This is a genomic window from Carnobacterium gallinarum DSM 4847, assembly GCF_000744375.1.
GTDB lineage: Bacteria > Bacillota > Bacilli > Lactobacillales > Carnobacteriaceae > Carnobacterium > Carnobacterium gallinarum.
On record NZ_JQLU01000005.1, the window covers coordinates 1251266 to 1264819 of the forward strand.

Genomic DNA, 13554 nt, shown 5'->3' on the forward strand with positions numbered 1-13554 from the left:
ATCAATAAAAGTGAGGAGGAAATAGATGAAGAAAGTAAAAATGATTCATTTTTTTATCGTTCCTAGTTTGTTAGGTGTTTTCTTTTTGTATTTACTTCCTCTTTTTCAAATTATTTTTAGCGTGATGACTCAACAAGCAAGTAAAAGGTTTGTTGGGTTAGATAACGTTTATTTAATTTTAAAAAATGAAGCTTTTCTATTAGCATCAAAAAATACACTTCTTTTTATGGGTATTTCCATTCCGCTTTTAATGGGAAGTTCATTACTTTTTTCCATGGTTTTGCATAAAATGGTAGGCATATTTCAACAGTTTAAAGTTTGGTATATTCTTCCATTGGCTATCCCGGCGGTATCCTTATCTTTTTTCTGGAACTTTTTTTTTAGTTCCTCTGGTATGTTGAATTCACTTTTTAATAGTCGGATTGATTGGTTAAATACTAGATTTAGTTTTTTAGTTATTGTGTTTATCTTTATTTGGAAAAATTTTGGTTATATGGTTATTTTATGGTTGGGTGGCATGGCCAGTATATCCAAATCAATGATTGAGGCAGCACGAATAGATGGAGCAAATGAGCGAGCTATTTTTTTACGAATTATTTTGCCTAATTTAAAGCTAACGGCTTTTGTTGTTTATCTATTATCAATTATTAATTCATTTAAGATTTTTCGTGATGTTTATGCACTAGCGGGGGATTATCCAAATGAACAGATTTATTTGTTGCAGCATTTATTTAACAACTGGTTTAGAGATTTTGAATTAGATAAGATGTCAGCAGGAACCGTTTTATATGTACTTGCGTTGGTAGTAATCTTATTGCCAGTACAAAAGAGTATAGAAAAAATGTAGGAGCTTACCAAGATGAAAAAAAAGATACTTTGTTTTACCGTGCTAATTGTGACGTTATATCCAATTTGTTTTGTATTTTTAGGTTCGTTGATGGGTGATGATGAGGTGAAAACTTATTTAGAATTGCTAGATAGTTCGTATTCAAATTCATTTGTTTCTTTATGGTTTTTCCCAAACTTTCCCACGCTAAAATCATATGTTGAATTATTAGTTGATACGCCAGCATTTTTTGTTGTATTTTGGAATTCAGTAAAGTCGACTACGTTCATCCTAGTTGGTCAAGTTCTTATTAACGTACCTGCTTCTTGGTGGTTTGCACAAAGCACGTTTAAAGGGAAGCAATGGTTGTATCGTCTGTATATTGTTTTGATGGTACTCCCTTTTGTGGTCATGATGTTGCCGCAATACATTATGTTGAAGCAGCTTGGGTTATTGGATACATTGTGGGCAATTATATTACCAGCAATTTTTTCGACGTTATCTATTTTTATTATTTATCCTTATTTTAAAGCGATTCCTAGAGCAATTATAGAATCAGCAAAAATAGATGGAGCCAATGAATGGCAAATTTTTTCAAGAATTGGAGTTCCGATTTGTTTGCCAGCAATTATTATTTCGATTATGCTTAATCTTTTTGAATATTGGGGCAGTGTAGAACAAATCATTGCTTTTATCAAAAATCAATCTCTTTGGACGCTCCCTTTATTTATTTCAAGTATTCAAGTAAATAAAGCTAATTTAGCATTAGTGTCGGCAGTGATTGTAATGGTGATCCCGTTGCTGTTTACATTTTTAAGTCAACGTTATTTAACAAATGGGCTATTAAGCAATGCAGAGGAGAAATAGATGAAAGAAAAAACGATGCAAAAGAAGTTAATTTATTTTTTATCTTTGTTTATGATAGTAATGTTTGGTTTTACTTTTTTGTCAAAATCAATGAATAGTTTAACAATTCCTAAAGTATCTGTGGTTAATTTGGAGAGCAAGATCTTGACAGATGAATGGATTGCAACGGGAATAGTGAAAAAATCTAAGAATGTTCCTATATTTACGGAGGAAGATCAACGAATAAAGGATATTTATGTTAATTTGGGACAAAATGTTACAAGTGAAACGCCTTTATTCCAAGTAGATTTGGATTATTTGAATCAAAAAATTGCTGAAAAGCAAAAAGAATTAGATAAACAACAACAGATTGTAAATTCTCAAAATACTAGAACTCAAAATGATGTAGATATGAAAAATTTGAAAATTACTCAAGCGAAAGAAGCGTATAGCCAGGTAGTTGAAATAGAAGACCAAAAAATAAGGAGTGCAACAAAAGAAGTGGAAGAGACTTCTGTAGAGTTAAAGAAACAAGAGAATCAATCAAATATTGAATTAAAAGCGGTATATGAAGAGAAGCAACGGAGTTTGGAATCTGCAAAAACAGAAAAAAATAGTGCTGTTTTACAAGCACAGCATTTAATAGAATTGGCTGAACAAGAACCGAATAACGTAGAAATAGATACGGCTTCAATTGATTTGGAACAAGCTAACGAAGCGCTGCAACGTTTAGTGAATTTGAAAGAAGCGAATGGAATTGTAAAAGCGCAAATGGCTGGAATTGTTTCAAAGGTAGCTGTGTTAATTGGTGGCGTAACCTCTCAAGAAGCAGTCGTTTTAATTGAAGATGGAGGCTCAACTAGCATCTTATCAATGGAAGTTGACAAGATGAATAAGGAATATGTTAAGGTTGGGCAAACAGGTAAGGTTACTGGAATTACTAAAAATGGAGTTGAAAGATTGCAAGATGTTGCAACTGTTCTTGAAGTAAAGCCAAATGCAGAAAATCAAGGAATATTGGATGTTAAGGTAGAATTAAATGATGAAGAATTTGAGTATGATTCTGTTGGTACATTTTATATAGAAAAATCTTCTCAAAAATATCCTTACACGATTCCAACAGATGCAGTTCATGAAGGAAAGAATGGATTTTATGTTCTAGTGGTAGATGAAAAACAAAGTATTCTGGGTAATGAAAAGGTAGCTAAAGAAGTAGCTGTTAAAATTTTAGCGCGAACGCCAACGACGGTGGCTATTCAGGAAAATAAGTTATTAGCTGATGAAGAAATAGTCATGATTATTAATAAAACCATTGTAGATGGAGACAAAATACGGGTTATTGAAGGATCTACTAATGATGAATAAACAAAATCCGCAACGACGTTTATTTTTTTCTATGATGGTATTACTGTTAAGTTTGTGGATGTATTATAAAGCATCTATAAACTTAGTTGATTTAAAAGAGTACTCTGAAACAATCTCTATTTACTCCAGCACAGCTACGATTGATGAAACTAAAATACAAAAAATACTACAGAATAACAAAACGTTTTCTGATTCGGTTGATTTAGTTATTTGGAATGAATTTGAAGGCGAGTCTGTTACAAATCCACGCTTGTTCAGAAATGAAACGACTGGAATATTAATTGCTTCGGGACAGATAAATCTGTTATTTGGAGAAGATGTAAAACTAATGGAGATGGACAAAGAGGGCGGTGTGATTTCAAAAGGTTTGGCAGAAAAGTTGTTTGGTGATACTCGTGTAGTTGGTAAGGAATTTATGTATCAACAAAAGACTTATAGTGTTCGACAAGTTTTGACAAATGTTAAAGAGAATTTAGTTGTAATCCGACCACAGATAAATTCAGATAAAAGACTAAATACAATAACTGCGATGAAGCCTAATTCTGTGATTTCTCCTAATACATTAAAAAGTAAATTAAGTAATCGTTATGAACTTAATGGGGAACTAACGGAATTTAACTTATTGACGGGGTTGTTGACATTGTATTTATATATTCCGTTGATTTATGTAACATTTGATATGCTTAGGTTGGGTAATGTAATTATTGAAGATTTTGATTATACAAAACAAGAATATCTGCCGATGCAAGGTCTTCTCAAAGTTTTCTTATGGGCTTTAGTAATAGGCGTTTGGTCTTATTTTCTTAATCGAAATAATAGTATTTCAAGTGATTATATTCCTTCACAGTGGTCTGATTTTGATTTTTTTATGCGATTAGGATCAGAAAAAATTGAGGCTTTGAAAGATTTTGTCCGAATGCCGAAACGCTATTTTGAAATGTGCTATTTAAACTATACGCGTCAAGTGCTTATTTATAATTTTTTAGCTATTCAATTTTTAAAATGGAGTTTTAAATTACAGAGATCTGTACAAAAAAAGACTGCGATTAAGTTAATTAAATAAAAATCAGCAAAAATGCATGGCATCATTGATCAATGAATGCCATGCATTTTTAATTAAAAGATTAAGCGACTAATTCCCATGGTCCCCATTGTTCAGCACCAGGAATATTGTTTTGTGTCCAATATTTAGCTTTATACGTTTTGCCATTGTATGAAACTTGATCGCCAGCGGCATAAGCTTTTGTGGCATCCCAAGCTGGAGCTGTTGGTGTTGTCGTTGTTCCAGTTGTGACAGCTAGTGCTTCGCTTTTGGCAGAAGTATTCCCACTTGCATCAAAAGCAGTGATTTGGTAGCTGTAATTTGTAGCAGATTTTAGACCAGTATCAATGAATTTAGTTGTTGCACTTGTGCTAATTTCTACTCCATCACGATAAATTTTGTAACCTGTAACTTTTGTGTTATCTGTTGAAGCAGTCCAATTCAGCTCTAATTGATTACCAGCAATATTGCTAGCTTTTAGTGTAGTTGGTACAGTTGGAGCCTCTTTGTCACTTGGATCTGGAGTAGGTGCATCATTTTTATAGACAACTTGTTGGCTTAATTCAGAACTATTCTTCGCCATTTTTTGTGCTAGTGTAATTTTATTAATACGGCTAATGTCCGCAGTTGCTGCACTTGATTTCAGGCGGAAAGTATATGAAGCCCCTTGTGGAATAGTTTGTGCATCGTAAACTCCTGATAAATCAACAATAGTATTCCCATCTGCAACTGTAACGGTTCCTGCTTTGTAGTCGCCAGCGGTTAGAGTCTCAGCACTGTTTGTTGGAATATAGAATTTAGGCAATTTAATTGTTTCAAAGGCAAGTTCTGTTGTTTTTAGGACTTCGTTAGTTTCATCAGCCTTTTCGTTATTTTTGACTGTAACTTCATAGCCAACGCCATTTTCACTGTAAGGCGTAACTGTTACTGCAACGTTTAAATCAGCATAAACAGTTGTGTTTTTTGGTAAGGCAGTGTCGCCAAATAGTCCGGTTTTGATGCCTTTCGTCAATTCATCTCGTTGGGTTGACGTTGTCGCTTTATCTTGTGATTGCATCCAAGAAATAACTCCGCCTAATTGCTGATCTTTTACATATTTCGTTTTAAATCCAATCGATTTTAAGTTATCGTAGGTGAAAAATTCACCTGTTTTTTTGCTGTATAGATACGGTGCTTTTGCTACATCATCCCAATACTCAGTTAAGCCATCAGTTTTAGCAAATAAACTATCTAAACTGCGATAAGCCCAAACTCCGCCAGCACGTCCACCATCTCCAGTAGTTAATGCTTTTTCATTTTTAGCTCCATAAGTTGGAGATAAATCTGCATCTTTATTGTTTTGTTCCGCTTTTTGGAAAAGTCCAGGTTGTGCTTCGTTCGTTCCAGCTGCAACTTTATTCCAGCCACGAGTATAGAATGCTGAACCAATGACGATTTTTTCTGAAGGAATTCCTTGTTTGGTTAAATAGCCTACAGTTTGATCAACTGAAAGTCCTTGAGCATAATCAGGATCAGCTGGATTACCGTAAAGAGAAGTATGGTGTCCACTTGTTGGGCTCCAAGCACCTTTCATATCGTAGGTCATCATATTTGCAAAATCAATGACTTTGAATAGTGCCGGTAAATCAATTCCTTGTGCTAGCGTTGCCTGTGAAGCTGGAAGAGCAACAGTTAGTTCGTATTTTTTATTTAATTGAACACCTTGTTTATCTAGAGCGGTTCTTAAATCCTGCATTAACGTAATATAGTTGGCTTTATCTGCAGGTGATGCATTAGGTGTACCTTCGTCATTTTTGTTATCCACTTTATCAGGCTGTCTAACAGATGTCGGATACTCCCAATCCACATCAACAAAGTCCATATTGGTATATTTTACAAATTTCATGACGTTTGCAACAAAATTAGCTCGAGCTGTGGCATTTGCTCCAATGGCTGCAAAGTTTGCTGACTTAGACCAACCGCCTAAGGAAACGCCAAGCTTTAAGTTAGGATTTGTTACTCTCAAATCTTGTAAAGCATTTAATACACCGGCATTAGGCGCGCCCCACTGTACGCCTTCTTGTCCAACGGGAGCTCCAACAGCTGCATCTTTATCGGTGAATTTCAAATTTCCACTGCCATCAAAATCAAGAAAAGCAAAGTTCAAATGTGTTAACTGACTAGCTGGAATGTCTTTAGGATAGAAGTTGCCTTCACCACCCCAAATTGACCAATCGCCATAATACATCACGTTTCGGTAAGGCGCTGTTGCGTCAGTTGTTGCTGCATTTGCTGGAAGCGGCGCGACTAAAACGCTTGTGGTTGTTGCTACGCCTAAACTTAAACCTAATGCTAAAACAGATACTGAACCAAATATTTTTTTCATATTCATTTCTATTTCTCCACCTTTTTAGTTAGTCACTTTATTTGGATAAAGCGCTTTTATTAATTTGATTAAATTTAGTTAACTAATTTCCAAACAGCAGCCACACCAGGGGTTTCACCTTTAGTCCACCACTGTGCTTGATAGGTTTTTCCTTGATAGATGACTTTATCACCACCAACATACGTTGCAGTTGCACTCCATGTTGTTTGTGGTTCGGCAAGGGTTGTGGCTGTAATAGGATTACTGATTGCTGATTTATTACCAGCAGCATCAACTGCCTGAACAGTGAAATTATATGCTGTACTTGCAGTTAAACCAGTTGCATTATAAGCATTTGAACGAGATTCTCCGATTAATTTTCCATTTGCTGTAATTAAATATTTTGCCACTCGGATATTGTCTGTGGAAGCTGTCCAGCTTAATCCAACTTGATTAAAGTCTATAGAGGTTGTTTTTAATGCAGTTGGTTGTGTGGGTGCAGTTGTGTCTGGAACAGTCGAGCCAGTGCCAATTAAATCGGCGTAAGAATTAGCGAATCCACCATTGTAGTTAATGCCAGCACTGTTTTTTCCTTGATCCCAGTTAACCGACCAAGTCATCAATCCTTTTACAAGGTTTCCATCGGCTTTTAATTGGTCAAATACTTGATAAACTACTTGTGGATCTTTAACAAAACCACTTGCTGCGGCATCGTTATTAGCAGGAATTCCAAGAACTAATTTATTAGCAGGGATTTGAAGATAACCACGAGTCCCGTGAATCAAAGAGTCTGCCATGTAATATAAGAATTCAAACTTTTTACTATCATTATTTTGAGCATACCAACCGGTGTCTACTGCCACTCCATCACCACCTTGATTGTATAATTGAGGTGCAATGAAATCGTAATAACCGTCTAGGGAAGAGATGTATTTAGAATAAGGTGCATTTGGTTTTAAATATGGAAATTCAGGAGCCATTGAAATAATAAAGTTTTTTCCTTCAGCACGATAATGATCTTTTACTAGCTTTAAGGCTGCAGGAATTACAGTTTGATTGTCGCCAGCGGTAATGGCTGATTGTTCTAAGTCAATATCTAGTCCATCAAAGCCATACGTTTCAACTTGACGAATCAATTCATTTGCAAAGGCTTGTTCCATACCAGCATGTAGTTCAATGTGAGCATCCGCGCCACCTAATGAAATTAAGACAGGTCGTCCTTCTTTATTGAGCTCGCCAACTTGTGCTCTGAATTCAGCGTCTGTGCCGGTTTCTGGTTTAAAAGTTGGTACTCCAGCACCTTTCATAAAGGCAACGGCGACAACGTTATAGGCTTTTGGAACTTCACGTAAAGCTAAATCAGCCGAAGTTCCTTGTTGATAGCCATCCTTACCTTTAGATAACCAGCTATGATAGAAACCCATTAATACTTGTTTATTTGAAATATCTGGCATAATAGATGCATCATCATTTGTTGCAGCCTTACTAGTTAGTCCACCTAATGATAAACTTGTTAATATTATTGTTCCGACTAAAACTCCTTTTAGATAACTTTTCCTTTGCATTTTGAATGTTCCTCCTTTGTTATTTTTAGAAAAATGAAATTAACTATATTATGCAATTTCTTTTTCTATATTGATTAACAAATAAACAAAATGCAAATATCGTGCCAATTAAAATGTTATATAAAACGCTTTCGATAGTATGCTTTTTCTAACACACTAATTTATACACACTAAAAAAAGCTTTACAATGATTACACAAATATGATTTTCAAGATTCTTTTTTGATTACAAAAATAATTTGATGAATTAAAGCAGTTTTATGAAAAAGATTAAAGAATGATTAGAGGTAATGTGTTTAGTAAATCTTAATAATTGAAATATTTCAATTATGAATGCCCTAAAATAGGCGTTAAAGGTGCTTAGTCAAGAGATTGCAACCTGTTTGTTACCAAAAAGAAAATTATTAAGAAGTGATTATATGCTATACTACGAAAAGTAAGTAAATAAGCAAACATAAATGATAGATGTAAAATAAATAGTACTAAGTTAATGGAGGATATTAATTTGAACAAAAAAATAATTCAAACAGTTGTTTTAATCGCTTTGCTAGCAGCACCTTTTGCAGCAAGCACAACAGTTTTCGCGGACTCTTTTGACACGAAAATTCAAGAGCAGGATCAAAAAATTAATGATTTGAAAAATAAAACGAACAATACAAAAACAGACTTAGAAAAAATCAATGATTCAGTTGTTGCTAATGAAGAGAAATCAAAACAAATTTTAGTTGATATGCAAGCAACTCAAATTAAGGTCGATACTTTGCGCCAAGAGAATCAGGATTTAACAGATAAAATTGAGCAACGCACAGAAAAGTTAGAGAAGCAAGCTCGTGTCGTCCAAGTTAATGGAGATACTCAAAACTATGTTGATTTTATTTTAGAATCAAAATCAATGTCAGATATTATTGGCCGAATTGACGTTGTAGCGCAGATGGTTTCTGCTAACCGGACTATGGTTAAGCAACAGTCAGATGATAAAGCTAAAGTTGTTGCTCAAGAAAAACAAATGGAGAAAAAAGGTCAAGAACAAAAAGTTTTAGCTAATGATCTAGCTAAGACACAAGAAAAATTGGCTTCTCAAAAATTAGAAAAAGAGGCAATTGTCGCTCAATTAGCAGCGGATACAGCTACAGCTGAAGGGGATAAAGAAAAATATTTAGCTCAAAAAGCTGCTGCTGAAAAAGAAGCAGAAGAGTTACGTATTGCTAAAGTTGCTGCAGATAAAAAAGCTGCAGACAATGCTGAGGCTGCTCGAGTACAACAATTAGCAGTGGCTGCAGCAGCCAAAGCTTCAACTCCAACTCAAGTTGCATCAGCGCCAGCAGCCAATCCAACACCTGCTCCATCTAATACAGGTGGCGGCGGTAGTAGCACGGCTCCCGTTACTGGCGGAGCTTATGGAATGCCGGTGAATAGTCCGGTTTCATCTGCTTATGGTTCACGTGAAGGGTATGATGCAAATGGTTTCCATAAAGGGATTGATTTTGGTAGCCCTGTAGGAACTCCAGTGTATGCATCAATGTCAGGACGAGTAGTTATTGCACAATATGATGGAATGCCAGTTTCTGGTTATGGAATTGCAACAGTGATTCAACATGATAATGGGACATGGACATTATATGCACATCAATCTTCACAATCTGTAAAAGTTGGCGATACTGTTACTAAAGGTCAACAAATTGGTTTGACAGGTGCAACTGGACAAATTTCGGGTCCACATTTGCATTTTGAAATCAGAACTTCACAAAATGGTGGAATGGGTAATGTTGTTGATCCAGCACCGTTGTTAGGTTTGTAAGATTTGAATAGAAAAAATAGTTCTATACAATACTGAAATTTTCAATATTGTGTAGAGCTGTTTGTTTTTTTAGTAGATGAGATTTAGAAGTAAGTTAGTGGCACGAAATTTTTTATGTTTATTGAAAAAATTTGTCATTTTAATTTAAAATGAATTGTAAAATTAGCGTATTTCAAAAAAAAAAAATTAAAAATGAATTAGAGCGAGCGTGCTTTGTGCCATGGTAATTTAACCTTTCTGGCGGGTTTTCAGATGAACGTACTATAAAGTGTAAAAAAAAATAAGAAAAAACAATTGACAGATGACGAAATCTTTTCTATACTAGGGTCAATTCAAAAATTTAGTTATGGAGTGAACGAATATGAATCTTTCTACTACTATTAAACGACAATTGAATAATCGTTACTTTAGCTATTTTAGATAGGTTTGTAGTCATGACACTCATGGATGCAAACACAGACACTGTTTGTATCTATGATGGCTAGGGAATTTTAAGTTGACCAAATTCGCCACATAGATTTGTAAGAAATCTAATGTGGCTTTAATATTTTTACAGGGGTGTTTCTCCTGTAGGGGAAGCATCCACTTTAGATTTTTGATAAATCTGAAGTGGATGCTTTTTTGTTAGCCGAGATCAAATTACTGTTCAATCTAAGTTTTATGAATCCATTACAAGAAAAGTCAGGAGGAAGTTAATTATGTCAGAACGAATTACGGGTCATACTCAGTTGGTTGGATTATTTGCAACACCGATTCGTCACAGTATTTCACCGCAAATGCAAAATGAAGCCTTTGCTAGGTTAGGGTTAGATTATGCGTATCTAGCATTTGAAGTTGGAAAAGCTGAACTTCCAGCGGCAATTCAATCAATTAAAACATTGGAAATGCGAGGGGCGAACCTTTCGATGCCCAATAAGCAATTGGCTTGTGATTACATGGATCATTTATCACCAGCAGCAAAATTAGCTGGTGCGATTAATACAATTGTCAATGATGACGGTGTTTTAACGGGTCATATTACAGATGGAACAGGATTTATGAGTAGCTTGCAGATGAATCGGATTGATATTATAGGGGAACAGATGACGATTCTAGGTGCAGGTGGTGCAGCTACAGCGATTATTATCCAAGCGGCTTTGGATGGTGTGAAAAAGATTTCAGTATTTAATGCGAAGGATGGTTTCTTTGCTAGTGCTACTGAAAAGATGGCTGAGATTCAAGCAGAGACAAATTGTGATATTCAGTTACACGATTTAGCGGAAGTGGAAAAGTTAGCTAAAGAAATTGCTACCAGTGCTATTTTAGTAAATGCAACTGGGGTTGGAATGAAACCGTTAGAAGGTCAATCATTAATCACTGATCCTGAATTATTAAGATCAGATTTAGTAGTGGCAGATGTTATTTATACACCAAGCGAAACAGCGTTACTAAAATTAGCTAAGGAACAAGGCTGCCAAACCTTAAATGGTTTAGGAATGTTATTAGGTCAAGGTGCAGCTGCTTTCAAATTATGGACAGATCAAGAAATGCCGATTGAAGAAATTAAAGAACTACTTTTCTAAATAAACTAAAACAAACAATAGGAGGAAATATAAATGATTATTATTATGCAAGCTAACGCAACTTTAGACGAAATTAATGCAGTGGTGAAACGTGTTGAAAAAGAAGGTTTGAATGTACAAATGAACGATGGTGAAGAACGGATGGTTATCAGTGTAGTTGGTGATACGCGTAAAGCACAAGATGTTCAATTTGCCGCATATGATGGTGTAGAACGTGCGGTTCCAATTACGTCAACTTACAAATTAACAAGTCGTGAGTTTCACCCAAGTTCAACAGTTATTGATGTTGGTGGTGTAAAAATTGGCGATGGCAACCTAGTTGTAATGGCGGGTCCATGTTCTGTTGAATCTCGTGAACAAATTATTGAAACAGCGAAAATTATTAAAGCTGGTGGTGCTCAGTTCTTACGTGGTGGTGCATTTAAACCAAGAACTTCTCCTTACGCATTCCAAGGATTAAAAGAAGAAGGACTAAAATACATGCGTGAAGCTGCTGATTTAACGGGATTGAAAGTGATTACTGAAGTAATGGACGTTGAAAATCTACCGTTAGTTGCAAAATACGCAGATATGTTACAAATAGGTGCGCGTAATATGCAAAACTTCCAATTGTTGCAAGCTGTTGGGAAAACAGGAATGCCTGTTGCTTTAAAACGTGGAATTTCAGGTACAATTGATGAGTGGATTCATGCGGCAGAGTACATTGCCAATGAAGGAAACTTCAATATTTTATTCGTAGAACGTGGAATTCGTTCATACGAGCCATACACACGGAATACATTTGATCTAAGTGCAGTTCCGGCGATTAAAAAATTAAGTCACTTCCCGATTATGGTAGATCCAAGTCACGGTACAGGTAGATGGGATATGGTTACACCGATGGCGATGGCTGGTGTTGCTGCTGGGGCGGATGCTTTAATGGTAGAGGTTCATCCTGAGCCAGAAAAAGCATTATCTGATGGTCCTCAATCGTTAACTCCTGAAAATTACTTGGATATGATGAAAAAAGTGACAAAATTATCTGAAATGATGAAAGAATTGAACTAAGAATTGAACTAAATGGCGGATAACTTAATTGGACTAAAATTGAGTTATCCCGTTAATTAGATTTAAAATAAGGAGTGGAAACTCAATGGAAATCAAAGTAACATTGCCACATCATAGCTATCTTCTACAAATTCAAGCAGGCTTATTGGACCGCTGTGGCGAGTGGGTCAAAAGTTTATGGCAACCGCAACGAATTGTGATTGTCACAGATGAAAATGTCAACAGCTTATATGGTCAAAAAGTGTTAGAAAGCGTTCAACAAGCTGGTTTTGAAGCGAGTTTAGCAGTAGTTCCAGCTGGTGAGACAAGTAAAAGTTTGACTGTAGCAGAAGATTTATATGGAACATTCTTAGAAGCTGGATTGACAAGAAGTGATGGTGTGATTGCCTTAGGTGGTGGTGTAATTGGTGACCTAGCAGGATTTGTAGCTTCGACTTATTTACGTGGTGTACATTTTCTACAGATTCCAACTACTTTATTAGCACAAGTTGATAGTAGTATTGGTGGGAAAACGGCAGTGAATTTGAAACAGGGGAAAAATATGGTCGGCACATTTTCTCAACCTGATGGTGTTTTGATTGATCCGTTGACACTAAATACATTAGAACCAAGACGTGTTCGTGAAGGAATTGCGGAAGTGGTGAAATCAGCTGCAATTGCGGATTTAGAATTATGGGAGTTATTAGTAAGTTTAGAAGATGAAGCAGATTTACTTAAACATGCGGAAGCTGTGATTAGTGCTTGTTGCGAGGTTAAACGTAAAGTTGTGGAAGAAGATGAACTGGATACAGGAAATCGATTGAAATTAAACTTTGGTCATACAATCGGTCATGCGATTGAGCAAGTAGCAGGTTACGGCGTTTGCGCTCATGGTGAGGCTGTTTCAATTGGAATGGTTCAAATGAACCAAGTGGCGGAAGCCAAAGGTTTGACGGCAGCGGGTACAACAGTGGAATTAGTTAAGATGTTAACGAAATTTCATTTGCCAATCGAATGGACGCCTTGGGAGCCTGATCAATTACTAAAAGCGATGGTTCATGATAAAAAAGCTAGTGGTGATTCAGTCCGCATTATTCAATTGAAGGAAATTGGAGAAGCAACGATTTTACGGATTCCAATCAGTGAATTAAGTCAATATTTAGTTAGACCAAATTAAATAA

Annotated in this window: 10 protein-coding genes; 8 read left to right on the forward strand and 2 right to left on the reverse strand. The window is 35.7% G+C overall.

The genetic code is table 11. From position 1 onward, the window contains the following. The first annotated feature begins 25 nt into the window (after positions 1-25). From BR43_RS10625 to BR43_RS10640, 4 genes are read left to right on the forward strand one after another with little or no spacing between them, the layout of a single operon-like run. The gene (locus tag BR43_RS10625) at positions 26-847 is read left to right on the forward strand and encodes a carbohydrate ABC transporter permease (protein ID WP_034561889.1); all 822 of its coding nucleotides are present in this window, start codon (positions 26-28) and stop codon (positions 845-847) included. A 12-nt stretch (positions 848-859) separates the two neighbouring features. Continuing rightward, positions 860-1693 carry a carbohydrate ABC transporter permease gene (locus BR43_RS10630; protein ID WP_034561890.1) on the forward strand — a complete coding sequence of 278 codons (834 nt, stop codon included), beginning with the start codon at positions 860-862 and terminating at the stop codon, positions 1691-1693. Then, a complete protein-coding gene (locus BR43_RS10635) occupies positions 1694-3037 on the forward strand; it encodes an HlyD family secretion protein (RefSeq protein ID WP_034561891.1) in 1344 nt (447 codons plus the stop codon). Continuing rightward, entirely contained in the window at positions 3027-4100 is a 1074-nt protein-coding gene (locus tag BR43_RS10640; protein ID WP_034561892.1) for an ABC transporter permease, read from the forward strand. The genes BR43_RS10635 and BR43_RS10640 overlap by 11 nt, the downstream gene beginning before the upstream one ends. A gap of 61 nt (positions 4101-4161) precedes the next feature. On the opposite strand, the gene BR43_RS10645 is transcribed toward BR43_RS10640, so the two are convergent. Both BR43_RS10645 and BR43_RS10650 read right to left on the reverse strand, forming a co-directional pair. Beyond that, the gene (locus tag BR43_RS10645; protein WP_034565047.1) at positions 4162-6444 is read right to left on the reverse strand and encodes a glycosyl hydrolase family 18 protein; all 2283 of its coding nucleotides are present in this window, start codon (positions 6442-6444) and stop codon (positions 4162-4164) included. Positions 6445-6518: 74 nt separating this feature from the next. Then, on the reverse strand, positions 6519-7988 hold the full coding sequence (locus tag BR43_RS10650) for a glycosyl hydrolase family 18 protein (RefSeq protein WP_034561893.1): 1470 nt from the start codon (positions 7986-7988) through the stop codon (positions 6519-6521). Positions 7989-8492: 504 nt separating this feature from the next. On the opposite strand from BR43_RS10650, the gene BR43_RS10655 reads away from it, so the two are divergent. The 4 genes from BR43_RS10655 (at position 8493) to aroB (ending at position 13550) form a co-directional block, all read left to right on the forward strand. Continuing rightward, complete coding sequence (locus tag BR43_RS10655; protein ID WP_034561894.1) at positions 8493-9785, forward strand: murein hydrolase activator EnvC family protein; 1293 nt, start codon at positions 8493-8495, stop codon at positions 9783-9785. Between the two features lie 698 nt (positions 9786-10483). Further along, on the forward strand, positions 10484-11347 hold the full coding sequence (locus BR43_RS10660) for a shikimate dehydrogenase (RefSeq protein WP_034561895.1): 864 nt from the start codon (positions 10484-10486) through the stop codon (positions 11345-11347). A gap of 33 nt (positions 11348-11380) precedes the next feature. Further along, positions 11381-12394 (forward strand): 3-deoxy-7-phosphoheptulonate synthase, encoded by a 1014-nt coding sequence (aroF, locus tag BR43_RS10665; RefSeq protein ID WP_034561897.1) that lies wholly within the window; start codon positions 11381-11383, stop codon positions 12392-12394. A gap of 85 nt (positions 12395-12479) precedes the next feature. Next, positions 12480-13550: a 3-dehydroquinate synthase gene (gene aroB, locus BR43_RS10670; RefSeq protein ID WP_034561899.1), complete on the forward strand. Its 1071-nt coding sequence runs from the start codon at positions 12480-12482 to the stop codon at positions 13548-13550. Positions 13551-13554 lie beyond the last annotated feature (4 nt).

Excerpts from the sequence above, each read along its gene's own strand:
- BR43_RS10645 (WP_034565047.1), bottom strand. The coding sequence starts at position 6,444 with ATGAAAAAAATATTTGGTTCAGTATCTGTTTTAGCATTAGGTTTAAGT.
- BR43_RS10650 (WP_034561893.1), bottom strand. The coding sequence starts at position 7,988 with ATGCAAAGGAAAAGTTATCTAAAAGGAGTTTTAGTCGGAACAATAATA.
- BR43_RS10640 (WP_034561892.1), top strand. The coding sequence starts at position 3,027 with ATGATGAATAAACAAAATCCGCAACGACGTTTATTTTTTTCTATGATG.
- BR43_RS10635 (WP_034561891.1), top strand. The coding sequence starts at position 1,694 with ATGAAAGAAAAAACGATGCAAAAGAAGTTAATTTATTTTTTATCTTTG.
- aroB (WP_034561899.1), top strand. The coding sequence starts at position 12,480 with ATGGAAATCAAAGTAACATTGCCACATCATAGCTATCTTCTACAAATT.
- BR43_RS10625 (WP_034561889.1), top strand. The coding sequence starts at position 26 with ATGAAGAAAGTAAAAATGATTCATTTTTTTATCGTTCCTAGTTTGTTA.
- BR43_RS10630 (WP_034561890.1), top strand. The coding sequence starts at position 860 with ATGAAAAAAAAGATACTTTGTTTTACCGTGCTAATTGTGACGTTATAT.
- BR43_RS10660 (WP_034561895.1), top strand. The coding sequence starts at position 10,484 with ATGTCAGAACGAATTACGGGTCATACTCAGTTGGTTGGATTATTTGCA.
- aroF (WP_034561897.1), top strand. The coding sequence starts at position 11,381 with ATGATTATTATTATGCAAGCTAACGCAACTTTAGACGAAATTAATGCA.